We start from the raw sequence: 24278 nt of genomic DNA, 5'->3' as shown, positions 1-24278 counted from the left end.
CGGGGTGGGTGACCGCGAGAACGCGGTCGGGGACCTCAGACGGAGCGGACCGGACCGCCGCGGCAGTGTCCGGTGACACCACCACGGCGACCCGGCCGCGCCCGCCGCGGCTCAGCCGCAGCGCTTGGCCTCGTACGGTGCCTGGACCGTCACCGGCTCGCGACCCGGTGCGGTGGCCGTGACGCTCGCCGCTCCGGCGTCCACCGCGGCCGCTCGGGAGCTGAACGACTGGTAGGCGTTCCCTCCCGGCGCGACCGCGGCGTACGTCCGGTCGCCGAACCGTGTCGACAGCACGATCTCCGCCGTCTGCTCGTCCGTGTTCGTCGCGCGCACGGCCACGAAGGCCGTGCCGGCCAGGCAGCGCGCCGTCACCTCGACGGTCGGCGCCGTGGTCACCGGGGCCCGCTCCACGAGACCCTCGAGCGCCCCCGCGAGGGCCGTCGTCTTCTCGTCGACGTCACCCTGCGTGGCGCCCTCCGCGCGGGCCGCGGCCTTCGCCGCCTCGAGCGCGGGCAGCAGGGGCGCCCAGCTCGCGGGCGTGTACTGCCTGCTGTCCAGCGCGTCGGCCTGCGCGACGAGCCGGTCGAGCTCGGCCGTGTCGACCGCGACGACCACGTCGCACCACGCGATCTCGTCACCCTTCGCGTGCGTGACCAGGACGGCGGTCGTCCCGGCCTGGCCGGTGGCCAGGTCGAGCTCCACGCGCCCGTCGCCGACGCGCGGGTCGCCCACGACTGAGGCCACCGACTCGTCGAGCGAGAACGCGGTGAACTCGTCGTCCGGTTCGAGGGGCGTGACGCTGGCCGTCGCCACCGCGCTGGACGCGGGGTCCGCGGCCACGGGCGACGCGTCGCACCGCAGGTTGTACCCGCCGTACACCTCGAGCTCGAAGATCGAGAGCCCGTACTTCGTCGCGGGCAGGCCGATCACCCGGACGTAGCGCACGTCGGACTCGGGCAGGTCCACGACGTTCCGCAGCTCTGCCGAGGTCTTCTGGACCCGGGCCAGCTGCTCCCAGGTCCGGCCGTCGAGCGACCCTTCGACGCGGAAGTCGTTCGACGTCGCCGCCTCCCAGGTGACGACGGCCTGGTTGATGCTGCGGGTTCCCTCGAGGTCGACCTGGAGCCAACGCTCGATCGTGTACGGCGCGTCCTGGCGCTGGGAGGACCAGCGCGTCGTGAGGTTGCCGTCGTTGGCGTTGCGGGCGTCGGCGGTCGCGTTGTAGGTCGAGTCCGCCTGGACCGGTCGGGCGAGGGCCAGGTTCTCCCGTCCCGCCGGCACGGTCGGCGCGTCGATGACCGCGGCGTCGGCGAACACTTCGAGCTCCCACAGCGAGACGCCGTACTGGGTCGTGCTGCGCTGGACCGTCTGCATGCGCACGTAGCGCGCCCGCTCGTCGACCGCGACGGCGTCCGTCCCGCCGTCGCTGCCCGCGCCCGTCGTGGCGTAGGCGTCGCGCCAGGCCGTGCCGTCGTCGGAGACCTGGATGCGGTACTGGCGGGCGAAGGATGCCTCCCACCACAGCCGCACGGCGCCGATCCGCTGCACGGAGCCGAGGTCGACCTGCGCCCAGGCGCTGTCCGAGAGGTTCGCGCTCCAGCGGGTGTCCATGTTGCCGTCCGTGATGCTCGCGGCGGCCCCGCCCGACGAGCCGGACGCGGTGACCGGCCGACCGAGCGCGAGGTTCACGCTCGAGTCGACGTCGAGCTCCCGGACGGCGTACCCGTCGTCGCCCGGGCCGTCCAGCATCACGAGGCGGACGAAGGCGGCCGCGGTCGGCGTCAGGTCGAGCCGGGTGCGACCCCCGGCGCCGTCCTGCACGAACCGGTGGTCGGTCCAGGTCGCGCCGTCGAGCGACGTCTGCAGCAGGAACCGCGACGCGTGCTGCTCGCCCCACGCCACCGTGGCGCCGCTGACGAACGACCCCGGCGCGAGACGCCTCGTCAGCCACGCCGTCCCGTCTCCGTCGGAGCGCCAGACCGTGGCGTCGTTCCCGTCGCCCGCAAACGCCGCTTCCTGGCCCTCCAGCGCGCTGCTCGCGGTGAGGTCCGAGTCCGTCCCGGCGTCCGACGAGAGGGGGGCCGTGACGGTCTTGCCCAGGCTCGCGCCGGAACCTAGGGCGAACGTGCCGCGGTGCTCGCCGTCCGGACCGCCGAGCGCGACGGAGACGACGAGGCCCGGTCGGTCGGGGTTCGCGACGCTCGCCACCGGGACCTCGCCCGACTCGTCCACGAGGACGATCGCGGGCTGGTTCACCTCGAGCGTCCGCCCCGCACCGAGGTCGAGGGCCCCCGCCTGGTAGAACGTCGCCATCGTCCGCCCGAGCCCGGCGTGCCGCACCGCCTGCACCGCGGCGTCGTTGCGGAGCACCTGGACCGCGGGCGCCGCGGCGTAGGCCTCGACCTCCTGCGGGGAGGCGGCGGGGAGCACCACGTACTCGTAACCGGCGTCGCTCGGGCGCACGCCGTGGTCCACGTAGAGCGTGAAGGCGTCCCGGCTCACCGGGTCCTGACCGACCCAGCTTCCCGTCTGCGCCGTGTTCGAGACGAGCACGCGCTGACCGGCCGGGAAGACGTAACCGACCTCGTCGTTGTAGGCCCACGCGGGGCCTTCCAGCGGGGCGCCGACGGTTCCGGGCTCGACGGGTAGGCCGTCGGCCGAGGCGTTGTCCTTCGCGACGGCCTGGTTCACCGTCGTGTGGACCGGCGCGTCGGACCCCGAACGGATGCCGGCGCCGAGCGCGACCATCTCGTCGTCGAGGTAGAAGTAGCTCTTCCTGCCCTGGGTGTCGGCACGGTCGAGGCTGTGCACGCTCACTCCGTAGGTGCCGTCCGAGACACCGCCCGTGAAGCTGCCTCCGTTGCCGGTGCGACCGGCCGTCCCCCGCGTCTGCTCCTTGACGTAGGGAGCGGTGACGCCGGGGTAGTGGAACCAGTCGAACGCCGGACCGAGGTCGAGGTACTCCCGGTTGGTCACCTGGATCGCGGTGGCGCCTGCCGCGTTCCACACGATCTCGTTGCCGACCTCCGGGCGGAAGGTGGAGCGGTACTCGCTGCCGACGGTGCGGCTCGAGTTGAGCCGCGTGAAGATCCCGTACCCGTCGCGCAGGTGGGACGAGAACTCCGATCGCCAGAAGTACTTGTTCCCGGTGACACCGTTGTTCCGGGTCGTGCCCCTGATGCTGTCGATCAGCTCCTGGTAGTCGGTCGCGTACAGCGGGTCCGTGCGTTCCATCTTGGCGAGCGGCTCGAGGAACTCGGCTGCGTACCCCGTGACGCCGTCGACGGTCTTCGGCTCCCTGTAGCCGAGGTACAGCATGCCGACCTCGCCGCGGATCATCCACCGCGTGCCGTTGACGACGTAGAACGCGATCGTGTCCAGGTGCTCCCGGGTGAACGCGAGGCCCGTGCCGCGCGCCGCGTCGGCCCACAGCGCCACGTTCGTGAAGAGCGCCATGCCGTACCCCTCGCTGTACAGCTGCGCCCCGTGCGCCCAGAAGCTCCCGTCAGGCTGCACCGCCTCGTTGGTCCCCCCGGAGCGGTCGACGGCGACGGTCTGGACCATGGTGTCGAAGCCGGACACGATCTTCTCGTGGTCGCGGGTCGCGAGCGCCTCGAAGAGGTAGTTCGTCGTGCGCCACGCACCGTTGGCGCCGACCGGGTCGAGCCTGCCGGTGTTGTGCTCGAGCGCGACGGCCTTCGCCTCGGGGCTCAGCTCGTCGCCGAGGAAGACGGTGAGGCGCCCCATCGCCATGGACTCGCCGATCTCGGTCTCCCACCAGTTCGTGTTGCCCGGGTCGACCGCGTCCCAGTGCACGAGCGCGCGCTCGACCGTGGCGAGGACGGCGGGATCCTCGAAGCCCGCGGCGTCCGGGTCGCGGTAGGCCTGGGCGAGCGCGAGCATCCGGTAGAGCGCGATGTACGCGGACCAGGTCGCGCCGTTCGCGGAGCTCGTCCGGTCGGCGTAGTCGACGTCCGGCCACGACCCGTCGGCCCCCTGCGACGCGACGTAGTCGAGAGCCTCGGAGGTACGTGCCAGGTAGATGCCGTTCGCGATGATGACGTCGTCCCCCTGCCCCAGGTAGTACTCCCGGAGGCGCGACGTGATCGTGTCGACGTCGTCGCCGGGCGGTTCCGCGCCCGCGGGCGCGACGACGAGTCCGACAGCGCTCAGGACGAGTGCCAGGAAGGCGGAGATCAGGGCTCTGACGCTTCTCATGGGGTGCTCCCTTGTGGTGGTCCGTGGCGCACGCACGGTGCGGTCGGGGCGGCGCGGGCCGGCCTGGGTCGTCGTCCGTCGAGAGCAGCGCGGGGCAGGGCGCCCCTCGGCACGGGTGCCGACGGCGGTGACGGACGTCTGACGCGTCATCGCGCAGGTGCTCCTTCACGGCGAGGCGGCCCGTTCCGGCCTCTGACGGACGGTTCGGCCGCCGGCGAGGCGCCAGGCGGGCCGCGTCCTGCCTCGCCTCCTGGTGGCGAGGTCGCCGGCCGTGCGCCCACGGGTGGCGCCTCCCTGCGCCGGCGGTGACGTGCGCTAGTAAACCGGTTCTTGACAGCGCAGTCAAGAAGGCACCCAGACCTCCTGACCACGTCGCCGCTCCCGATCCACCGGGATCTTTCTGCGCAGGCGCGGTGCACCGCGCGCTCCGCGAGCATCCCTTCCACAGGGGTCACGGCGCCCCACTAAATCGGTACAGGCGCGATGGGGCCCTGGTGAAGAGGTCCTCCTCGCCCGCTCGTGACATCGAGTCTCTAGGGTGTGCTCATGACGACCACGACCGTGATCCCCCGTCCGGGCGTCGACGAGCGGCTCGCCCGCCTCGTCCGGATTCCCACGGTGTCCGCCGAGCTGGAGGAGCGAGGCCTCGCGCCCTTCGACGAGCTCGTCGACCTCCTGCCCGAGCTCTACCCCCTGGTCCACGAGCACCTCGACCGCGAGCGCATCACCGACCTCGGTCTGCTCTACCGCTGGCGCGGGCTCTCCGACGAACCGCCGGTGGTGCTCATGGCGCACTACGACGTCGTCCCGGTCGACGAGAGCGACGACTGGACCTACCCGCCCTTCGACGGGCGCGTCGCCGACGGCTGGGTCCACGGGCGCGGGGCGCTCGACGACAAGGGGCCGCTCGTCGTCGTGCTCGAGGCGGTCGAGAACCTGCTCGCGGCGGGCTTCACGCCCGCGCGCGACGTCTACCTGTCGTTCGGCGGCAACGAGGAGTCGCACGGCGCTGCCGCCGCCGCGATCGCGACGACGCTCCGCGACCGCGGCGTGGTCCCGTGGCTCGTGCTCGACGAGGGCGGCGCGGTCACGGACTCCCCGCTCCCCCTCGTCCCCGGGAGCGCCGCGATGATCGGCGTCGGCGAGAAGGGCGTGCTGACGCTGCGCCTCACCGCGCGCGGCGAGGGCGGGCACGCGTCCGCCCCACCTACGACGACGGCGGTCCGGCGCGTCGCGCGCGCCGTCGAGCGCCTCGGCCCGCGCACCTTCCCCGCGCGCACGCCCGTCGCGATCTCGCGCATGCTCCGCCTCTTCTCGGACCGCGCCACCGGGCCCGCCCGCACCGCGCTGCGCGCCCTCGCCGCCGCGCCGCCCGTGTCCGCGCAGACCTTCGCCGCGATGGGCGGCGAGGCCGCCGCGATCGTCCGCACGACCGTCGCACCGACGATGCTCTCCGGCGGCACGGCCGCGAACGTGCTGCCGTCGCAGGCGTGCGCGACCGTCAACCTGCGGATCGCGCTCGGCGAGACCGTCGCGGGCACCGTCGAGCGCGTCCGGCGACGCGTCGACGACCCGCAGGTCCAGATCGAGGTCGTCGAGGGCAGCGAGCCCTCCCCCGAGTCCCCCGTCGACGACGACCGGTTCGCCCTCCTCGCCGCGTGCGTCGGCGTCTCGCACCCCGACGCGCTGCCCGCCCCGTACATCACGATGCAGGCGACCGACGCGCGGCACTTCCACCGGTTCTCGCCCGCCGTGTACCGGTTCGCGCCGCTCGCGATGTCCGCCGAGCTGCGCGCCACCATCCACGGCGTCGACGAGCGCGTCGAGGTCGCCGAGCTCGAGCGGGGCGAGCGGTTCCACCGCGCGCTCCTCGAGCGGCTACCCTGACGCTCCCCCACCTCCGGGGCGCGCGACGACGCGCGCCTCCCCACGCAGAAGGAGCAGCGATGGCTCGCTCGCTCACCGGGCGCCTCGCCGGTTCGACCCTCGCCGGCGTCGTCGGGTTCCTCGCCTTCGTCGAGCTGACGAGCGGCGTCCTCCAGGGCTACTACACGCCGATGCTCACGGACATCGCGCGGCACCTCGGCGTGCACGACGCCGACGTGAACTGGCTCGAGGGCTCCCAGCTCATGCTGTCCGCGCTCGTCGTGCCCGCGCTGGCCAAGCTCGGCGACATGGTCGGCCACCGGCGCATCCTCCTGTGGTCGACGGCGGTCACCGCGGCCGCGTCCCTCGCCCTGCCGTTCACGGACTCGTTCGCGGTGTTCCTCGTGGCATGGGCCGTGCAGGGGTTCTACGTCGTGTGGCTGCCGCTGGAGATCGCGCTCGTCTGGTCGCGCGCCCGACGCCTCGCGCACCCCGCCGCCGTCACCGCGCGGGCCGCGGGCGTCCTCGTCGCGGCGCTCGAGACCGGCGCCATCGTCGGCGCGCTCGCGGGCGGTGCGCTGGTCGACACCCTCCCGCTGCGCGTCGTGCTCCTCGTCCCCGCGCTGCTCGTCGTCGTGTGCTTCGTCGTCGTGCTCCTCGGCGTGAAGGAGTCGCCCGACCCCGCGGGCGGACGCTTCGACACCGTCGGCCTCGTGCTCGTCTCGCTCGCGCTCCTCGCACTCACGGGCGGCCTCAGCCTGCTCCGCCTCGAGGGCGTCGTCGCGTTCGCGCCGTGGGCGCTCGTCGTGCTCGGTGCGGCGCTGCTGTGGCCGTTCGCCCGGTGGGAGCTGCGCCAGGACGACCCGCTCGTCGACGTGCGCATGTTCCGCTCCCCCGCGCTCGGCCCGGTGTTCCTCACGGCGGGCCTGTTCGGCGTGTCCGTGCTCGGTGCCCAGGCACCGCTGTCCACGTTCGCCCGCACCGACCCCGCCGAGCACGGGTACGGCCTCGGCACGACGGGGTTCCAGACGTCCCTGCTCATCGGCGTCTACCTCGTCGGCATGATCGCCGGGGCGCTGTCCTACCCCCGCGTCGCCCGCCGTGCGACGCCGCGCCTCACCCTGGTCGGCGCGTCCACGCTCGTGGGCGTGGGATTCCTGCTCTTCCTGCCGTTCCACGGGACGTACGCGAACGTGCTCACCAACATGGTCGTCGTCGGGCTCGGCTCTGGCGCTCTCGTGGCCGCGCTGCCCGCGGCCGCCGCGGCGGCCGCGCCCCCGACCCTCACGGGCGTCGCGACCGGCCTGACCAACTCCGTGAAGACCGTCGGCGGCGCGATCGCGTCGTGCGTCTTCGGCATCGCGCTCGCGGGCGCCGCGCTCCAGGGCGGCGCCACCGAGAGCACGGCCGGCTCGTTCGGCGGGTACGTCACCGTCTGGGTCGTGTGCGGCGCGACGGCGCTCGTCGCCGCGGTCCTCCTGCTCGCCGTCGTGCCGCGCCAGGCCTTCACCGACCCCGCCACCGCAGCCCCCGTCGGCGGCGCGCCCGCCATCACGTCACCGACCGCCTGAACCTACCGAGACAGAACCCTCGCTCGGCCGAGGGAGAACCGCAGTCCGCCGAGGTAGAACGCTGGTTGGTCGAGGTAGAACCGTGGTTGGTCGAGGTAGAGCCGTGGTTCTTGTGCTCGACGGCGTGTGGTTGCGTGGGGTGGTCGGGGTGGGTGGTGGTGCCGCGTCTACCATCCGCCGCTCGTTCCTCGCGGCTCCCGCCAGGCCCGCCACGACGCGGCACCACCACCCACCCCGCCCTGCTCCGTCTCGCCCCGGTCGTCGCTCATTCCGGGCGACTGCCCGCGGTGGTCGGTCTGGCGATCCCGGTTCCCGTTGCCGCATCCGGTCTCGGCACGACACCGCCGCACCGCCGCGCGGCCGCCCAGGACCGCCGCCGCGCACCGCTGCGCCGCGGCTGCGGGTCGTGGGTCGCGTCGCGGTCGCGACGCGACCTTGTCGTCGCAACGTCGCGCCGAGCCGTCGCAACATCCCGCCGAACGGGTGGTCTCGGTTCGTCCTGGGTGTCTGACGAGCCGCGGTCGCCTGTTCGGCCTGCCAGGACCGCCTGGTCGCCGAGCCATGGCGAGAAGACGGCCGAGCGGTGGGGGTGGGCTCGGATGCGAAGGGGCGTCAGAGTGGCGCTCCTCAGACCCACGGCCGAAGGACCGGGGTGACGGCGCCGCAGCCCCGAGCACCGAGGCCACCCGCACCGCGGACTGAACCACGCGGGCCTGAGACCCGACCACGGTTCTACCTCGACCAGCCAGCGTTCTACCTCGGCCAACCACGGTTCTACTTCGGCGGACCGGGGTTCTACCTCGGCAGGTCAGCCTCGTCGTCGAGGGGGTCGCCGTGGCGGCGGCCCAGCACGTCGAGCCGCGCCCAGAGGATCGCGAGCGCGGCGCCGCCGCCGATCTCGGCCGCAGCGAGCGCCCCGACGACGAGCGCGTCGGCGCCGACGACCTCGAGGCGCCCGGGCCCGACCGCTCCACCCGCGAGCCAGCTGACGACCCCGACGAGCAGTCCCGCGCCGAGCGCGACCCCGCCCACGGCGAGGCCGACGTCGAGCCACCGGACGTCGTCGTCCGGGTGCGTGCCGGTCACGTCGCGCAGGCGGCGCCACACGAAGGTCCCCGCCACGACGCCGAGCACGACGACGACGGCCGGCACCCAGGGCGTCAGCGGGTTGGTCCAGTCGTCGCCGGGCAGCGCGCCGAGCAGCGGGATCGCGGGAAGCGCCCCCGGCGCCGACCCGGTCGGTGCGAACGTGCTGCCCTCGCCCACGGCGAAGCCCGGCCCGACGAGCCAGGCTCCCGCCCAGGCGACGACGTTCGGCAGGACGGCGAGCTGCGCGAGCGCGAGGACGATACCGCCGACGGTCCCGGGCACGAGCCCGGCGACGATGTCGCCCGACGTCGCGCGCCCGGCGACGAGCCACGCCCCGACGACGACGGCGGAGACGCCGGCCAGCAGGCTCGTGCCGAGCAGGCCGCCGCGCAGCCCCAGCCGCACCGACGACGGGAGCCACCCGTCGAGCCGCTGCGTGAGGTCGCCGACGAGGGGTGCGTCCGGTCGCGCGAGGATCCCGGCGCCGAGCCCGAGCCCGCCGACGAGCGCGCCCCCGACGACCGCGACCGCGAGGCCCCAGGGCGGGGTGGACCCGGCGAGGAGCGCGACGCCGAGCGTCGCGAGCGCGTAGGTCACGGTGCCGGCGACCCATGCGGACGTCGTCGTGTGCGCGGAGCGACGCGCGGACGCGAAGCAGCAGAAGAGTGCGAGAGCGGTGAGCCCGAGCGGGACGAGCGTGACGGTCGTCCCGCTCGCGACGAGCGGGACCCCGTGGCCGAGGAGCCAGAAGCCCGCGGCGATCGTCACGGACTGGCCCCACCCCGTGCCCTCGGAGGACCCGGTGGACGACGCGAGGAAGGCCACGACGCCCGGCAGGACGACGACCGCGAGGGACAGCGCGAGCGCCTGGAGCGCGGCGAGCACGCCCGACGGCCCGCGCCGGACCACGACCGGTGCGGGGGCCGGGCTGCCGTCCACGGTGCGCGTGCGCGCACCACGCGTCGTGCTGGTGGTGCTCATGGTGCCCATCGTCGTCGATCGAGTGGTCGGTACGTGGCATTCGCCCCGGCGCGCCAGCCTACCCGCGCCTACGATCGGTCCATGACGACGGCGCCCGCCCCCACCGCGTTCGTCCTGGGTGGCGGTGGCGTGCGCGGCGCGGTCCAGATCGGCATGCTGCGCGCCTTGCTGGAACGCGGCATCACGCCCGACCTGGTGGTCGGGACGTCGATCGGCGCGATCAACGGGGCGGCTCTCGCGGCGGACCCGACGCCCGCCGTCGTCCCCCGCCTCGAGTCCGCCTGGTCGTCGCCCGCGGCCGCGCAGGTCTACGGCGAGGCGTGGTACCGGCAGGTGCACCGGCTCGCGACGACGCGCACCCACCTCGCCAGCCCCGCACCCCTGCGCGCGCTCCTGCGCCAGGTGCTCGGGGAGCGCACGACGTTCGCCGACCTCGCCGTGCCGCTCGTCGTCGCGGCGGCGTCGATCGAGCGGGCGGCCGAGCGCTGGTTCAGCGACGGCCCGCTCGTCGAGGCCGTGCTCGCCTCGGCGTCCGTGCCGGGCGCGCTGCCGCCCACGCGCATCGGGGACGAGCACTACGTCGACGGCGGCGTGGTCTCCTCGATCCCGCTGGGCGAGGCCGTGCGCCGCGGCGCACGGACGGTCTGGGTGCTCCAGGTCGGCCGGATCGAGGAGCCGCTGCGGCCGCCGCGGACCGCGGTCGAGGTGGCGAAGGTGACGTTCGAGATCTCCCGCCGGCACCGGTTCGCGCGCGAGCTCGCCGAGGTCCCCGACGACGTGACCGTCCACGTCCTGCCGAGCGGCGGGCCGCTGCCCGGCGACGACCGCCTCTCGTCGTCGCGCCGGCTGGACACGACCCGCGCCCGGGTCGCCTCGTCGTACGCGGCGGCGTGCCGCTACCTCGACGATCTGGGGGGCGGCGCGTGAACGTCGCGCCGCCGCCGCGCTGGGTCCGCCGGCTGCTGCTCGCGCCGGCCGTCGTCGTCCTCGCGGTCCTGCTCGTCCCGACGAGCGTCATGCTCGTCCTGCTCGTCGGCGGCATCGTGAGCTGGGCGCTGCCCGGCCGGCTGCGCGCGCCGCGCGTCCTGTGGCTCGCGAGCTTCTACGTCGTGTGGGACGCCGCCGCCCTCGTCGCGCTGTTCGGCCTCTGGGTGGGCTCAGGCTTCGGACGGGCCCTGGACCGTCCGGCGTTCCGGCGCGCGCACGTCCGTCTCGCCGGCACGATGCTCTCGGTGCTGTTCTGGCAGGTGCGCTGGACGCTGCGGCTGCGGATCGACGTCGACCTCAGCGAGGCCGACGGGCTCGACGGGGCGCCGGTGCTCGTGGTGAGCCGCCACGCCGGGCCCGGCGACTCGTTCGTCCTCATGGACCGCATCGTCAACGCGGCGGGACGCGAGCCGCGCGTCGTGCTCAAGGACACCCTCCAGTGGGACCCCGCGATCGACGTCCTGCTGCACCGCGTCCCGGCGTACTTCGTGGTGCCGCGCTCGCGGCGTCCGCACGGTGCGCCGTCGGGCAGCGAGGCGGTCGCCGCTCTTGCCACCGACCTCGCGCCGGACTCCGCCGTGCTGCTCTTCCCCGAGGGCGGGAACGTCACGCCGCGTCGCCGCGACGCGCGCATCGCGGCGCTGCGCTCCACCGGGGAGGACGACCTCGCCGCGCTGGCCGAGGGGATGCCGCACGTCATGGCACCGCACGTCGGCGGGTTCCTCGCCGCGCTCGACGCGTCGCCGACGACGGGCGTGGCGGTCGTCGCGCACACCGGCCTCGAGCGGCTGGTCACCGTGCGCGACATCTGGCGCGAGCTGCCGATGGACAAGCGCCTGACGCTCAAGATCTGGGCGACGCCGCGCGCGGCGCTCCCGGCGGGCGACGAGGAGCGCGCCGCGTGGCTCTACGCGCAGTGGGCGCGCCTCGACGCGTGGCTCGCCGCCTCGGGGGCGCCGACGGTCCCGAGCGGCGACCGCGACCCGGCCCCCTGACGTCGGGCACCGGCCCGGACGCACGACGCCCCGCGGCCGGCGGAGCGGTCGCGGGGCGTCGGGTGCGTGGACCCGGGTCAGGGGTCCTGCGGTGGAGCCAGGGTCAGGCGAGGACCTCGCGCAGGAGCGCGGCGGTCTCGGACGGCGTCTTGCCGACCTTGACGCCGACGGCCTCGAGGGCCTCCTTCTTGGCCTGCGCGGTGCCCGCGGAGCCGGAGACGATCGCGCCGGCGTGGCCCATCGTCTTGCCCTCGGGGGCGGTGAAGCCCGCGACGTAGCCGACGACCGGCTTCGTGACGTGCTCCTTGATGTACGCCGCGGCACGCTCCTCGGCGTCGCCGCCGATCTCGCCGATCATGACGATCGCCTTGGTCTCGGGGTCGTTCTCGAACGCCTCGAGCGCGTCGATGTGCGTGGTGCCGACGATCGGGTCGCCGCCGATGCCGATGGCGGTCGAGAACCCGAGGTCCTTGAGCTCGTACATCATCTGGTAGGTCAGCGTGCCCGACTTCGACACGAGACCGACCGGGCCCTTGCCCGTGATGGTGTGCGGGGTGATGCCGGCGAGCGACTCGCCCGGCGTGATGATGCCGGGGCAGTTCGGGCCGATCATGCGCGTCTTCTTGCCCTGCAAGTAGGCCCAGACCTCGGCCGTGTCCTGGACGGGGACGCCCTCGGTGATGACGACGATGAGCGGCATCTCGGCGTCGACGGCCTCGATCGCGGCGTCCTTGGTGAACGCCGGCGGGACGAAGAGGACCGACACGTTCGCACCGGTCTCGGCCATGGCCTCGGCCACGGTACCGAACACCGGGAGCGTGACGTCGTTGCCCTCGTGGTCCTTGTGCGTGACGGTCGTGCCGGCCTTGCGGGCGTTGACGCCGCCGACGATCTGCGCGCCCGAGTCGAGCATGAGGGCGGTGTGCTTGGCACCCATCCCGCCGGTGATGCCCTGGACGATGATCTTGGAGTCGGAGTTCAGGTAGATCGACATGGTGTTCTCTGTCTCAGCTTTCCGCGTCTTCGGGCGATCAGGCGTTGGCCAGCTCGGCAGCCTTGTCGGCCCCGCCGTCCATGGTCTCGGCGAGGGTCACGAGCGGGTGGTTCGCCTCGCGCAGGATCGCGCGGCCGAGGTCCACGTTGTTGCCGTCGAGGCGCACGACGAGCGGCTTGGACGCCTCGTCGCCGAGGATCTCGAGCGCGCCCACGATGCCCTTGGCCACCTCGTCGCACGCGGTGATGCCGCCGAAGACGTTGACGAACACCGACTTGACCTGCGGGTCGTTGAGGATGACATCGAGGCCGTTGGCCATGACCTGTGCGTTGGCGCCGCCGCCGATGTCGAGGAAGTTGGCCGGCTTCACGCCGCCGTGGGCCTCACCGGCGTACGCGACGACGTCGAGCGTGCTCATGACGAGCCCCGCGCCGTTGCCGATGATGCCGACCTCGCCGTCGAGCTTGACGTAGTTGAGGCCGTTCGCCTTGGCCTTGGCCTCGAGCGGGTCGGTCGACTCCTTGTCCTCCAGCGCCTCGTGGTCCGGGTGACGGACCTCCGACGCGTTGTCGTCCAGCGTGACCTTGCCGTCGAGGGCGATGATCGAGCCGTCCTCGGTGCGGACGAGCGGGTTCACCTCGACGAGCGTCGCGTCCTCGGCCGTGAAGACGGTCCAGAGCTTCTGGATGACCGCCGCGACCGGGGCCTTGAGCTCCTCGGCGAAGCCGGCGGCGTCGACGATCTCGCGCGCCTTGGCCTCGTCGATGCCGACGATCGGGTCGACCGCGACCTTGGCGAGCGCCTCGGGGCGCTCGACCGCCAGCTGCTCGATCTCCATGCCGCCCTCGACGGAGCACATGGCGAGGTAGTTGCGGTTCGACCGGTCGAGGAGCACCGAGAAGTAGAACTCCTCGGCGATCTTGGCGCCCTGGGCGACCATGACGCGGTGGACCGTGTGGCCCTTGATGTCCATGCCGAGGATCTCGGACGCCTTCTCGGCGGTCTCCTCGGGTGAGTGGGCGAGCTTGACGCCGCCGGCCTTGCCGCGGCCGCCGGTCTTCACCTGGGCCTTGACGACCACGGTGCCGCCGCCGAGCTTCTCGGCGCCCGCGCGGGCCTCCTCGGGCGTCGTCGCGACGACCCCGCCCAGCACGGGCACGCCGTGCTTCTCGAAGATGTCGCGCGCCTGGTATTCGAACAGGTCCACCCTGCTGCGTCCTTCCGTCTGATGCGCCGTGTGCGGCATGACCGATGTCTCGACATCAAGACATCCCCGTACAGGGTAGCCCGGGAAGGCCGGGGCTCCTATCGCTCGGCGACGGACGACGGCTGCCGCCGCGTGTTCCGTTCGTCACGCGGCGCGCGTCCGGGCGGTACCGGGGTCAGCCGGTGACGGGCACGTCCACGAACCGCACCGGCGTGCTGCCGTCCGTGACCTCCGTGGATCCGTCCGGCACGTCGACGACCACGGTGTCGGCGCCCACGTCCGGCCAGACGACCGTCACGCGTGCCGTGGTTCCCGACTCCAGCGAGCCCACCTGAAGATCGGCGAGCGTGCTGCGCTGCTGGTCGGTGTAGACGTCGGGGTCGACGAGGTAGTCCACCGGGTAGACGCGCACGCCGCCGTCGAGCAGCGTGACGTTGTTCGCGCCGAGCATGCCGGCGCCGAGGTCACCGCGGCCGTCGCGGACGGACCCGAGGACGCTGACGAACGCCGTGCACTCCGACCCGACGTCGCGCACGTGGATCGACGTGCCGCGCGCTCGTGCCGCGCGGCGGCACGCCAGTAGTCGACCGGTCGCGGCGACCGGGCCGGCGTCCGCCGTCAACGTGTGTTGACAGCCCTGCGCTCGTCAACCTAGATTGACATCCATGGAACCCGTCGACATGGACGCCGCGAGCAGCACCGATCCCGACACGGGACTTCGCGCCGTGCGGTCGCTGCGCGTGCTCGCCGAGCGCCTCGAGGCGCTGCAGGTCGAGCACGCCCGAGCGCTCGGCTGGTCGTGGCAGGAGATCGCCGACCGGCTCGGCGTCTCGCGTCAGGCCGTGCACAAGAAGTACGGGGCGCCCCGGACCACGAGGAGGTCATGACATGTTCGAACGCTTCGCCGCCGACGCCCGCGAGACGGTGGTCGGCGCCCAGGAGATGGCACGCTCGCGCGGCGACGACGCCATCGACGCCGTGCACCTGCTCCTCGCCCTCGCCCGTCAGGACGGCGGCGCGGGCGCGGCCGCGCTCGCGACGGTCGGCGTCGACGCCGACTCGCTCGAGCGGCACGCCGACTCCGCGCGCCGCCACGACACGCTCGACGGCCCCGCGCTCGCGGCCCTCGGGATCGACCTCGACGAGATCCGTGCGCGCACCGACGCCGCGTTCGGGCCCGGCGCGCTCGACCGCGCGGGCGACGACGGACGCCGGCGCGGGCGGCGCAAGCGCCCGTCGCACATCCCGTTCACGCCCGAGGCGAAGAAGGCGCTCGAGCTCTCGCTGCGCGAGGCCGTGCACGAGGGGTCGCGCACCATCGACTCCGGCCACGTCCTCGCCGCGGTCGCCCGCGCGAAGGGCTCGACGGCGCACCGAGCGCTGGTCGACGCGCTCGCGGAGGCGGGCTCCGACGTCGCAGGCCTGCGCGCCGCGCTCGCAGCGCGGCACCGCCAGGCCTCCTGACCCCGGCGCGACCGGTCCCCTGCACCTCGGGGCTCGGTCGTCCTGCCACGGTAGGACGCCTCGCCCGCCCGTGCCCGACGACGGGGTGACGCCTCGCCGCGACCACGCGCCTACCGTCGAGGGGTGCCTGACGTGACCTCGCTCCACGACCGCCCCGACGACCGCTCCCGCTCCGAGCTCCGCGCGCGCTCCGACCTCGGCCGCGCCGCGGGGTCCCCGACCCTCGTCGGCCAGCCCTGGGCGAGGGGCGCCGTCGTGCTCGCCGCGAGCTTCCTGCTCGGCGGGCTGACCTCGTACGCCCAGGGCTTCCTGCCCGACGCCGCGGCACCCTTCGCGAACTCGGCGAGCGGCTGGACCCTGCTCACGGCGCTCCTCGTCGCCTGGGCAGCCCGCGACCTGAGGACGCGGACCTGGCACGCCGCCGTGCTGGGCGCGGCGAGCTTCGTGCTGCTCACCCTCGGGTACACGGTCGCCGCCGACCTGCGCGGGTTCTTCTACGACCCGACGCTGTTCGGGGTGGTCGGCCTCGTCGTCGGCCCGTTCGTCGGAGTCGCCGCGGCGTGGCTGTGGCGCGCGGGAGCGCGCGCGGCCCTCGGCACGGCGGTGCTCGCGGGCATCGGTCTCGGCGAGTCCGTGTACGGGCTCACGGCAGTCGTCGAGACGACGGGCGCCACGTACTGGGTCGTGATCGGGCTCGCGTCGCTCGTGCTGCTCGCCGCCGTGCTCGCCCGGCGACTGCGCGGCACCGCCCCGGTCGCGCTCGCCGCGGGAGGCACCGCCGTCGTCGCGACGGCGTTCGTCCTCGCCTACCGCGCGCTCGGCACGATCGGCTGAGACCGCGGAAGCCCGAGACGCGCACGGGCGCTCGACCGGCCGGGCGAGCGCCCGACGCGTCAGAGCTTCGTGACGGGCGAGTACCTCAGCAGCAGCCGCTTGGTCCCGTCCGCGCCGAAGTCGATCTTCGCGACGGCGTTCGGTCCCGCCCCCTCGAGCGAGACGACCGTCCCGAGCCCGTAGGCGTCGTGCGTGACCTTGTCACCGACGGCGAGGTTCGGCACGTCCCCGTCGGCGCGCGGCGTCGCCGACCCGAACTTCGCCCCACCGGCGCCGGACCCCGAAGGTGAGCCGAACGCGGCGCGGGCCGGGGCCGACGACGACGGGTCGTGGCGGGTCTGGCGGGAGCGGCCCGAGGAACGAGGGCCGCGGATGGCAGACCCGTCGTCGTCGGCCCCGGACCGTGCCCCCGACCACGACCCGGACCGCGACGCGGACCACGAGCCCGAACCCGAGCCGCGGCCCCAGACCGACCCGCCCGCGCGCAGGGTCGCCATCGACGACTCGCGCCGCCGCCAGTCCCACAGCTCCTCGGGGATCTCCTCGAGGAACCGGCTGGGCGGGAACTCGTTGGCCATGCCCCACGCGGACCGCACCGCGGACCGGGACACGTAGAGCCGCTCGCGCGCGCGGGTGATGCCCACGTAGGCGAGGCGGCGCTCCTCGGCGAGCTCGGCGTCGTCGTGCAAGGACCGCATGTGCGGGAACGTGCCGTCCTCCATGCCGGTGAGGAACACGACGGGGAACTCGAGGCCCTTGGCCGTGTGGAGCGTCATGAGCGTGACGACGCCCGGGTCCTCCTTCTCCTCGCCCTCGGCGTCCTCGTCGTCGCCGTCGTCCGCGGGGATCTGGTCGGCGTCCGCGACGAGCGAGACGCGCTCGAGGAAGTCGGACAGCGTGCCCTCGGGGTCGAGCTCCGTGAACTCCGTCGCGACGGCGTGCAGCTCGGCGAGGTTCTCGACGCGCGTCGCGTCCTGCGGGTCGTCGCTCGCGCGCAGCTCGGCGAGGTAGCCCGTGCGGTCGAGGACGGCGCCGAGGATCTCGGACGGGCTCGCGCCGGAGTCCGCGAGCTCGCGCAGCCCGGTCATGAGCTCGACGAAGGCGCGCAGGGGGTTGAGCGTGCGGTTGGTCAGGCCGGGGATCTCGTCGATCCGGGCGAGCGCGGCACCGAACGAGATGCGCTCGCGGTCCGCGAGCGCCGCGACGGCGCCCTCTGCCCGGTCCCCCAGGCCCCGCTTGGGCGTGTTGAGCACGCGGCGCAGGTTGACGTCGTCGTCGAGGTTGTCGATCGCGCGCAGGTACGCGACGGCGTCCTTGACCTCGCGCCGCTCGTAGAAGCGCGTGCCGCCGACGACCTTGTACGGCAGGCCGACGCGGATGAGCACCTCCTCCAGCGCGCGGGACTGCGCGTTCGTCCGGTAGAACACCGCGACGTCGCCGGGGCGCACGCCGTCGGAGTCGCCCAGGCGGTCGATCTCCTCGGCGACGAACCGCGCCTCCTCGTGCTCGTTGTCCGCGACGTAGCCGATGACCTTCGCGCCCGCGCCCGAGTCGGTCCACAGGCGCTTGGGCTTGCGGTCGGGGTTGCGCGAGATGACGGCGTTGGCGGCCGAGAGGATGTTCTGGGTCGAGCGGTAGTTCTGCTCGAGCAGGATGGTGCGGGCGTCCGGGTAGTCGGCCTCGAACTCGAGGATGTTGCGGATCGTGGCACCACGGAACGCGTAGATCGACTGGTCGGCGTCACCGACGACGGTGAGCTCGGCCGGGTCGAGCGCGGGGACCTGCGCCTCGCCCGTGCCGCTCGTCGCGGCGTCGGTCGCGGCGGAGTCCTCGCCGACGCCCGCGAGCTCGCGCACGAGCACGTACTGCGCGTGGTTGGTGTCCTGGTACTCGTCGACGAGCACGTGGCGGAACCGGCGGCGGTAGTGCTCCGCGACGGCGGGGAACGCCTGGAGCAGGTTGACCGTCGTCATGATGATGTCGTCGAAGTCGAGCGCGCTCGCGGCGACGAGCCGGGCCTGGTAGCGCGTGTAGACGTCGGCGAGCACCTGGTCGAACTCGGGCACGTTCGCGCCGTGCTGGCCGGCCCGCGCCGCGAGACCGTCGTCCGTCGCGTGGGCGCCGGAGTCGCGCGCGTAGGTCTCGGGGTCGATGAGCTCGTTCTTGAGGTCCGAGATCTTGTTGGCGAGCGACCGCGCCGGGTACTTCTTGGGGTCGAGGTCCAGCTCGCGCGTCACGAGCGTGATGAGCCGCTGGGAGTCCGCGGCGTCGTAGATGGAGAAGCTCGACCGCAGCCCGAGCGTCTTGGCCTCGCGCCGCAGGATGCGCACGCACGCGGAGTGGAACGTCGAGACCCACATGTTCCGCGCCGACGGCCCGACGAGCGTCTCGACGCGCTCGCGCATCTCTGCCGCGGCCTTGTTGGTGAAGGTGATCGCGAGGATCTGGCCGGCGTTGGACCGGCGCGTGGCGAGCAGGTACGCGATGCGGTGCGTGAGCACGCGCGTCTTGCCCGACCCGGCGCCCGCCACGATGAGCAGCGGCCCGCCCGCGTGCACGACGGCCTCGCGCTGCTGCGGGTTGAGCCCGTCGAGCAACGCGTCGGGGTCGAGGTGCGCGTACCGGCCCGTGCGCTCCCCCGTTCCCGGTGACGAGCCGGCGCCCCCCGACCTGCTCCCACCGTCCTCGGCGGGCGAGCCCGCGCCGTCGGGCACGGCCGGGTCGTCGGTCCAGCGCGGGGCGGTCCGCGGGAGGCGGGACTCGCCGCCGTGGTCGACGCGCGGGCCGTCGAACAGCGTGTCGAGGCCGGGCAGCGGGAGGTTCTCGAAGAGCGAAGCCATAGCCCCACCAGCCTAGGCGCCCCCGCCCACACCCGGCGCCGCCCCGCCGATGAGTCCGGTCGCCCGCGACGGTCTCCCCGTTCGTCCGCAGCACCTGCCGCACCACGAAGGAGCCACCATGGCGACGACCCATCTCACCGGAGTGCACACCGTCGCGATCCCGGTCACGGACCAGGACCGCGCGCTCGCCTACTACACCGGGACGCTCGGCTTCGAGGTCCGCATGGACGGCGATCTCCAGGAGGGGTTCCGCTGGATCGAGGTCGCGCCCTCGGGCTCGGCGACGTCCGTCGCCCTCGTCGCCGCAGGGGATGGCCTCCCCGCGGGCGTCGACACCGGCATCCGCCTCACGACCTCCGACGCGGCCGCCGACCACGCGACGCTCACCGACGCCGGCGCGAGCACCGGAGAGCTCCTGCGCTGGGAGGGCGTCCCGCCGATGTTCTCGCTGCGCGACGTCGACGGGAACACGCTCTACGTGATGGAGATCCCCGGCTGACGCACGTCAGGTGATCGCGAGCCCCACGCCCCACGCCGCCGCCGCGAGGAGCCCGCCCAGGAGCTGGACGAGGATCGTGATGCCCGTGGCCTGCATCGCGGCGACGGTCGCGCGCCACGCGGCGCGACGGTCGCGGCGGCGCAGGAGCTCGGCGACGAACACCGCGAGCACGAACCCGATGAACAGGCCGATCACGGGGATGACGAAGAACCCGACGACACCCGCGATCCCGCCCCACACGAGGGTCGACCAGGGAACGTCCGCCCGGCGCATGTGCCGGCCGGCGAGGACGTACTGCGACACCTCGGCGGCGACCACGAGGACGGCGGCGACGGCGAACACGACCCATGCGGCAGGGCCGCCCGTGACGATCGCCCACACGAGGATCGCGCCGAGCACGAGCACGTTCCCGGGCAGGATCTGCACGACGATCCCGATCAGCCCGACCAGGATCGCCAGCCCGACGAGGACCTCTCCACCGACGCTCACGGCGCCCACCTTCGCACAGGGGCGCCGAGAAGTGACCATGCGCCCTCGATTCGACCAGCTTGGGGGCAGATAGTCACTTCTCAGCGGGCTTGCGGCGCTGCCTGGCGGGAGCGAGCGGGACCAGGGCGGGGGGCGCGACGCCGTCGACGGCCCAGGACCGGATCATCGCGCTGAACAGGTCCGGGTCCTCCGCGCTCCACTGGTGGTGCATCCCGGGCGCCAGGCGCACGACGGCGTCCGGCACGCGACGCTGGATCGTCGCCAGGGCGCGGCGCGCGGGGCGCAGGTCCCGACCGCCCGCGACCGCGAGCACGCGGGCTCCCGACTCCGCGAGGCCGTCGGGCCAGCGCCCGCCGTAGACGTCGGGCAGCAGCCGCGCCATGGTCTCGCGGCGGATCGCGAGCCCCGAGCGCACGAACAGGTCGCGTGCGTCCGCCGGGATGCCCATGGCGACGGCCTGGCCCCGCCAGTACCAGGGCCGGTCCCAGACCCGGAGCTGCGCGCGGCCGAACGCGCCGGCGAGGCCGGGCACGCCGTCGACCACCGCGCCGGACGCGAGGACGGAGCGCACGAGTCCCGGATGCTGCGCGGCGAGACGCAGCGCGACGATCCCGCCGAGCGACAGCCCGACGACGTGCACCTCCCGCCCGGCGGGGATCGCGGAGACCGTCGCGGCGACGTCGTCGACGACCGCGTCGAGGGTTGCCGGAACCTGGTCGCCACGGCTCCCGAAGCCGAGCAGGTCGGGGGTCCACACGTCGAGGTCGTCCAGCGCCTCCACCTGCGGCTCCCACATCCACGACGCCACGTTGCCCCCGTGCAGCAGGACGACGGAGACGGCGTCCGTGCCCGGCGCGCCAGGGCGGGTGGCGGGGTGGTGCACGACGACGTCCGGCGCGGTCACGCGAGCACCTCCCGCTCGGTCTCGTCGAGCCATGCGAGCTCGGTGCGGGCGTGCGCGAGCCCGTGGCGGAGCGTCGCGAGGCGCAGGGCGAGGCCGCGGGTGCCCCGGACGCGGTCCGCGTCGGGGCCGCCACCCGCGAGGACCGTCGCGACCCGCTCCTCCTCGGCAGTGAGCGTCGCGACCGTCTCCTCGGCCAGGGCGCGCCGGGACGCGAGGAGCGCCGCCACGCCCTCGTCGTCGAGCTGGTCGGCGAAGAACAGCCGCCCGAGAAAGGGCTCGCGCGAGTCCTCGGGCCCGAGCGGCGAGGCGAGCCAGTCGCGCAGCGCCGCGCGGCCGGCGTCGGTGATCGTGTGGACCTTCCGGTCGGGGTAGCTCTCCTGGGGCACGACCTCCACCTCGGCCAGCCCCGCGTCCACGATCGCGGCGAGCGTGCGGTAGAGCTGCGAGCGGTCGGCCGCCCAGAAGTGTCGGACGGAGGAGTCGAACGCGCGCTTGAGGTCGTAGCCGGTCATGGGCCGGATCGTGAGGAGCCCGAGCACGAGGTATCGAAGGACCATGCGACTAGTGGACCATGCACCTAGTCAGTCGTCAACGCCCCAAGAGGACGACGAAGGCCCGCCGACGGACGATCCGTCGACGGGCCCCGGCCGGGTCGCTGCGGTCAGTTCCAGAAGACCGCGACGAGGATGTTCACGAGGGTCAGGCCGCCGATGGCGTGCTTGACGCCCGGCGCGACTGCACCGTCGGCCGCCTTGGCCCCCTGGCGCTTGGCGACGAACGCGAGCACGGCGATGACGAGCGCGATGACCAGCTTGACGCCGATCTTGGCCATGTCGGGGCCACCGTCACCCCAGACGGACGCCTCGCCGATGCCCACCATGGCGATCCCCGCGACGAGCGCGGTGAGCGCGCCGTGGAAGACGCCCTGGTACAGGCCCGGCGAACGCAGGGACGCGAGGTAGCCGCCGAGGACGATGGCCCACCCGATGAAGTGCAGCGCGACGAAGACGTTGTAGAGGAACTCCATGGCGCCATCCTATTTGCTGACGACCGTGTCGTGAAAGTTTGCACAAAGTGAGATGCACCCCGGTCGCACGCGGTGGTCGCACCACCTGGCCACGACGAACACCGAGGGCTCGACAAACCAGACCGGATCGGTCTAGTATTTCCGGTTTCCCACCATGCGGACCAGGGCTGTCCACGTGGCTGGACCGCCGCTATCGTTCAGGGCATGACCACGGCAGCCCGCACCCTCCTCGTGACCTCGCGTCACGGGATGCCGGCGTGCGCGCACACGTGTCTCAGCTGTTGTCGCTGAACCGCGCCCGACTCAGCGCGAGCCCGCAGGCTCGCCCCTCTCCCCGGAGAACCCCTGAGAACCGGCGCGCGCCGTCGGTCCTCAGCCACTCGCACCCTCGCTGAGCGCTCGCCGTCGCGCGTCCCCGCCCCCGAACGAGGACACGAGGAACACCGATGACGCAGGTCACGACGGTGCCGGACGCCACCCCGGCCCGACCTGAGCGCCCGGCCCGGGCCGGCGAGCGGCCCGCCCGCCCGGCGCGCGCCGCCCGGCCGAACGGGCAGTGGAAGGTCGACGGCACCGAGCCGCTCAACGGCAACGAGAAGTGGAAGCAGGAGGACGGCGGGCTGTCCGTCCGCGAGCGGATCGAGACGATCTACGCGCGGGACGGCTTCGACTCCATCACCGGGGACGACCTGCACGGGCGGTTCCGCTGGTGGGGCCTGTACACCCAGCGCAAGCCCGGGATCGACGGCGGCAAGACGGCGACGCTCGAGCCGCACGAGCTCGAGGACCGCTACTTCATGCTCCGGGTCCGCATCGACGGCGGCGCCCTGACGACCGAGCAGCTCCGCGTCATCGCGGACATCTCGAAGGACTTCGGTCGCGACAGCGCCGACATCACCGACCGCCAGAACATCCAGCTCCACTGGGTCGAGGTCGAGAACGTCCCGGAGATCTGGCGGCGCCTGGAGGCTGTCGGCCTGCAGACGACGGAGGCGTGCGGCGACGTCCCGCGCGTCGTGCTCGGCAGCCCGGTCGCGGGGATCGCCGCCGACGAGCTCATCGACATCGGTCCGGCCGTCGCCGGGATCACCGAGAAGTACATCGGCGTCCCCGAGCTGGCGAACCTTCCCCGCAAGTTCAAGACCGCGCTCACCGGGCACCCGAGCCAGGACGTCGTGCACGAGATCAACGACGTCGCGTTCGTCGCGCACCGCCACCCCGAGCTCGGCATCGGGTTCGACCTGTGGGTCGGCGGCGGGCTGTCCGCGAACCCGCGCCTCGGCGAGCGCCTCGGGGCGTTCGTCACCGAGGAGCAGGTGCCCGACGTCTGGCACGGCGTCGTGCAGATCTTCCGCGACTACGGCTACCGCCGACTGCGCAACAAGGCGCGCCTCAAGTTCCTCCTCGCCGACTGGGGACCCGAGAAGTTCCGCGAGGTCCTCGAGACCGAGTACCTCGGGTACGCGCTGCCCGACGGCCCGCCCGCGCCCAAGCCGCCCGTGCCCGGCGACCACGTGGGCGTGCACAAGCAGAAGGACGGGCTCAACTACGTCGGTGCGGCGCCGTACGTCGGCCGCGTGTCCGGGACGATCCTCGCGAACGTCGCCGACCTCGCCGAGTCCGTCGGCTCGCACCGCGTGCGGCTCACCCCGCACCAGAAGCTCCTCGTGCTCGACGTGCCGGACCAGCACGTCGAGCACGTCGTCTCGACGCTCAAGGCCAACGGGCTCGACGCCGACCCGAGCCCGTTCCGGCGCAGCACGATCGCGTGCACGGGCATCGAGTACTGCAAGCTCGCCATCGTCGACACCAAGGACACCGCGACCGCCACGATCGACGAGCTCGAGAAGCGGCTCGGCGACCTGTCGCACATGAAGCCGCTCTCGCTGCACGTCAACGGGTGCCCCAACTCGTGCGCGCGCATCCAGACGGCGGACATCGGGCTCAAGGGCCAGCTCGTGATGGACGACGACGGCGAGCAGGTCCCGGGTTTTCAGGTCCACCTGGGCGGGGGGCTGGCGTCCGACGACCGCGAGCTCGCCGGCATGGGCCGCACCGTGCGCGGACTCAAGGTCACCGCGACCGACCTGCCCGACTACGTCGAGCGGGTCGTGCGCCGGTACGAGGCCGACAAGGACGGGACCGAGACCTTCGCCGAGTGGGCGCACCGAGCCGACGAGGAGGCGCTCCAGTGAGCGAGGACCACAGCGGGACGACGACCACCGCCACCCCGCCGTCGGGCACCACCGACCCGCTGGCCGCGCTGCGCGCCGCGGCGAGGGCGAAGGCCGAGCAGCGCGAGAGCGCGAAGGC

At 73.5% G+C, this 24278-nt stretch carries 19 protein-coding genes; 9 read left to right on the top strand and 10 right to left on the bottom strand.

The window, feature by feature from the left end:
* Positions 1–111: 111 nt before the first annotated feature.
* A complete protein-coding gene (locus tag CCE02nite_RS04930) occupies positions 112–4218 on the bottom strand; it encodes a polysaccharide lyase family 8 super-sandwich domain-containing protein (protein ID WP_141388552.1) in 4107 nt (1368 codons plus the stop codon).
* 546 nt (positions 4219–4764) lie between these two features.
* Here CCE02nite_RS04930 and CCE02nite_RS04925 point away from each other — a divergent pair.
* Positions 4765–6105 (top strand): M20/M25/M40 family metallo-hydrolase, encoded by a 1341-nt coding sequence (locus CCE02nite_RS04925; protein WP_141388551.1) that lies wholly within the window; start codon positions 4765–4767, stop codon positions 6103–6105.
* Positions 6106–6164: 59 nt separating this feature from the next.
* Positions 6165–7655, top strand: coding sequence for an MFS transporter (locus CCE02nite_RS04920; protein WP_141388550.1), 1491 nt, complete (start codon positions 6165–6167; stop codon positions 7653–7655).
* 795 nt (positions 7656–8450) lie between these two features.
* Here CCE02nite_RS04920 and CCE02nite_RS20395 read toward each other — a convergent pair.
* Positions 8451–9725 (bottom strand): cell division protein PerM, encoded by a 1275-nt coding sequence (locus CCE02nite_RS20395; RefSeq protein WP_170227219.1) that lies wholly within the window; start codon positions 9723–9725, stop codon positions 8451–8453.
* Between the two features lie 81 nt (positions 9726–9806).
* On the opposite strand from CCE02nite_RS20395, the gene CCE02nite_RS04915 reads away from it, so the two are divergent.
* Complete coding sequence (locus tag CCE02nite_RS04915) at positions 9807–10652, top strand: patatin-like phospholipase family protein (RefSeq protein WP_141388549.1); 846 nt, start codon at positions 9807–9809, stop codon at positions 10650–10652.
* Positions 10649–11707, top strand: coding sequence for a 1-acyl-sn-glycerol-3-phosphate acyltransferase (locus CCE02nite_RS04910; protein ID WP_255318636.1), 1059 nt, complete (start codon positions 10649–10651; stop codon positions 11705–11707). The genes CCE02nite_RS04915 and CCE02nite_RS04910 overlap by 4 nt, the downstream gene beginning before the upstream one ends.
* Positions 11708–11810: 103 nt before the next feature.
* Here the strand turns inward: CCE02nite_RS04910 and sucD are convergent, their stop codons facing one another.
* From sucD to CCE02nite_RS04895, 3 genes are all read right to left on the bottom strand, one after another.
* Positions 11811–12701: a succinate--CoA ligase subunit alpha gene (sucD, locus tag CCE02nite_RS04905; protein ID WP_047233084.1), complete on the bottom strand. Its 891-nt coding sequence runs from the start codon at positions 12699–12701 to the stop codon at positions 11811–11813.
* A 37-nt stretch (positions 12702–12738) separates the two neighbouring features.
* Positions 12739–13908, bottom strand: a complete 1170-nt coding sequence (gene sucC, locus CCE02nite_RS04900; RefSeq protein WP_087471387.1) for an ADP-forming succinate--CoA ligase subunit beta — start codon at positions 13906–13908, stop codon at positions 12739–12741.
* Between the two features lie 175 nt (positions 13909–14083).
* Positions 14084–14530, bottom strand: coding sequence for a hypothetical protein (locus CCE02nite_RS04895; protein ID WP_141388548.1), 447 nt, complete (start codon positions 14528–14530; stop codon positions 14084–14086).
* Positions 14531–14573: 43 nt separating this feature from the next.
* Between CCE02nite_RS04895 and CCE02nite_RS04890 the strand changes: the two genes are divergently transcribed.
* The 3 genes from CCE02nite_RS04890 to CCE02nite_RS04880 all read left to right on the top strand — a co-directional run bounded on the left by CCE02nite_RS04890 (position 14574) and on the right by CCE02nite_RS04880 (position 16206).
* Positions 14574–14795, top strand: coding sequence for a helix-turn-helix domain-containing protein (locus CCE02nite_RS04890; RefSeq protein ID WP_141388547.1), 222 nt, complete (start codon positions 14574–14576; stop codon positions 14793–14795).
* A gap of 1 nt (position 14796) precedes the next feature.
* Positions 14797–15372, top strand: coding sequence for a Clp protease N-terminal domain-containing protein (locus tag CCE02nite_RS04885; protein WP_141388546.1), 576 nt, complete (start codon positions 14797–14799; stop codon positions 15370–15372).
* Between the two features lie 123 nt (positions 15373–15495).
* Entirely contained in the window at positions 15496–16206 is a 711-nt protein-coding gene (locus CCE02nite_RS04880; protein ID WP_255318635.1) for a DUF6518 family protein, read from the top strand.
* A gap of 59 nt (positions 16207–16265) precedes the next feature.
* On the opposite strand, the gene pcrA is transcribed toward CCE02nite_RS04880, so the two are convergent.
* Positions 16266–19046, bottom strand: a complete 2781-nt coding sequence (gene pcrA / locus CCE02nite_RS04875; protein ID WP_141388545.1) for a DNA helicase PcrA — start codon at positions 19044–19046, stop codon at positions 16266–16268.
* Positions 19047–19164: 118 nt separating this feature from the next.
* On the opposite strand from pcrA, the gene CCE02nite_RS04870 reads away from it, so the two are divergent.
* Positions 19165–19545 carry a VOC family protein gene (locus CCE02nite_RS04870; protein WP_141388544.1) on the top strand — a complete coding sequence of 127 codons (381 nt, stop codon included), beginning with the start codon at positions 19165–19167 and terminating at the stop codon, positions 19543–19545.
* Positions 19546–19551: 6 nt separating this feature from the next.
* Here CCE02nite_RS04870 and CCE02nite_RS04865 read toward each other — a convergent pair whose 3' ends face one another.
* The 4 genes from CCE02nite_RS04865 to CCE02nite_RS04850 form a co-directional block, all read right to left on the bottom strand.
* The gene (locus CCE02nite_RS04865; protein WP_174774886.1) at positions 19552–20034 is read right to left on the bottom strand and encodes a DUF456 domain-containing protein; all 483 of its coding nucleotides are present in this window, start codon (positions 20032–20034) and stop codon (positions 19552–19554) included.
* Positions 20035–20107: 73 nt separating this feature from the next.
* A complete protein-coding gene (locus tag CCE02nite_RS04860; RefSeq protein ID WP_170227218.1) occupies positions 20108–20938 on the bottom strand; it encodes an alpha/beta fold hydrolase in 831 nt (276 codons plus the stop codon).
* Positions 20935–21495, bottom strand: a complete 561-nt coding sequence (locus CCE02nite_RS04855; protein WP_141388541.1) for a PadR family transcriptional regulator — start codon at positions 21493–21495, stop codon at positions 20935–20937. Before CCE02nite_RS04855 ends, CCE02nite_RS04860 begins: the two co-directional genes overlap by 4 nt.
* Before the next feature lie 104 nt (positions 21496–21599).
* On the bottom strand, positions 21600–21965 hold the full coding sequence (locus CCE02nite_RS04850; protein WP_141388540.1) for a hypothetical protein: 366 nt from the start codon (positions 21963–21965) through the stop codon (positions 21600–21602).
* 446 nt (positions 21966–22411) lie between these two features.
* Between CCE02nite_RS04850 and CCE02nite_RS04845 the strand changes: the two genes are divergently transcribed.
* Positions 22412–24160, top strand: a complete 1749-nt coding sequence (locus CCE02nite_RS04845) for a nitrite/sulfite reductase (RefSeq protein ID WP_141388539.1) — start codon at positions 22412–22414, stop codon at positions 24158–24160.
* The last annotated feature ends 118 nt before the right edge of the window (positions 24161–24278 follow it).

It is taken from the genome of Cellulosimicrobium cellulans (assembly GCF_006539945.1).
Lineage (GTDB): Bacteria > Actinomycetota > Actinomycetes > Actinomycetales > Cellulomonadaceae > Cellulosimicrobium > Cellulosimicrobium cellulans.
Note: the sequence above shows the minus strand (reverse complement) of the source record. Positions and strands in the feature narration are given on the sequence as shown.

Bases quoted from the DNA above. Each gene is read 5' to 3' on its own strand.
- CCE02nite_RS04870 (WP_141388544.1), top strand. From the start codon at position 19,165: ATGGCGACGACCCATCTCACCGGAGTGCACACCGTCGCGATCCCGGTC.
- CCE02nite_RS20395 (WP_170227219.1), bottom strand. From the start codon at position 9,725: ATGAGCACCACCAGCACGACGCGTGGTGCGCGCACGCGCACCGTGGAC.
- sucD (WP_047233084.1), bottom strand. From the start codon at position 12,701: ATGTCGATCTACCTGAACTCCGACTCCAAGATCATCGTCCAGGGCATC.
- CCE02nite_RS04845 (WP_141388539.1), top strand. From the start codon at position 22,412: ATGACGCAGGTCACGACGGTGCCGGACGCCACCCCGGCCCGACCTGAG.
- CCE02nite_RS04850 (WP_141388540.1), bottom strand. From the start codon at position 21,965: ATGGAGTTCCTCTACAACGTCTTCGTCGCGCTGCACTTCATCGGGTGG.
- CCE02nite_RS04855 (WP_141388541.1), bottom strand. From the start codon at position 21,495: ATGGTCCTTCGATACCTCGTGCTCGGGCTCCTCACGATCCGGCCCATG.
- CCE02nite_RS04930 (WP_141388552.1), bottom strand. From the start codon at position 4,218: ATGAGAAGCGTCAGAGCCCTGATCTCCGCCTTCCTGGCACTCGTCCTG.
- CCE02nite_RS04920 (WP_141388550.1), top strand. From the start codon at position 6,165: ATGGCTCGCTCGCTCACCGGGCGCCTCGCCGGTTCGACCCTCGCCGGC.
- pcrA (WP_141388545.1), bottom strand. From the start codon at position 19,046: ATGGCTTCGCTCTTCGAGAACCTCCCGCTGCCCGGCCTCGACACGCTG.
- CCE02nite_RS04925 (WP_141388551.1), top strand. From the start codon at position 4,765: ATGACGACCACGACCGTGATCCCCCGTCCGGGCGTCGACGAGCGGCTC.
- CCE02nite_RS04885 (WP_141388546.1), top strand. From the start codon at position 14,797: ATGTTCGAACGCTTCGCCGCCGACGCCCGCGAGACGGTGGTCGGCGCC.
- CCE02nite_RS04890 (WP_141388547.1), top strand. From the start codon at position 14,574: ATGGAACCCGTCGACATGGACGCCGCGAGCAGCACCGATCCCGACACG.
- CCE02nite_RS04915 (WP_141388549.1), top strand. From the start codon at position 9,807: ATGACGACGGCGCCCGCCCCCACCGCGTTCGTCCTGGGTGGCGGTGGC.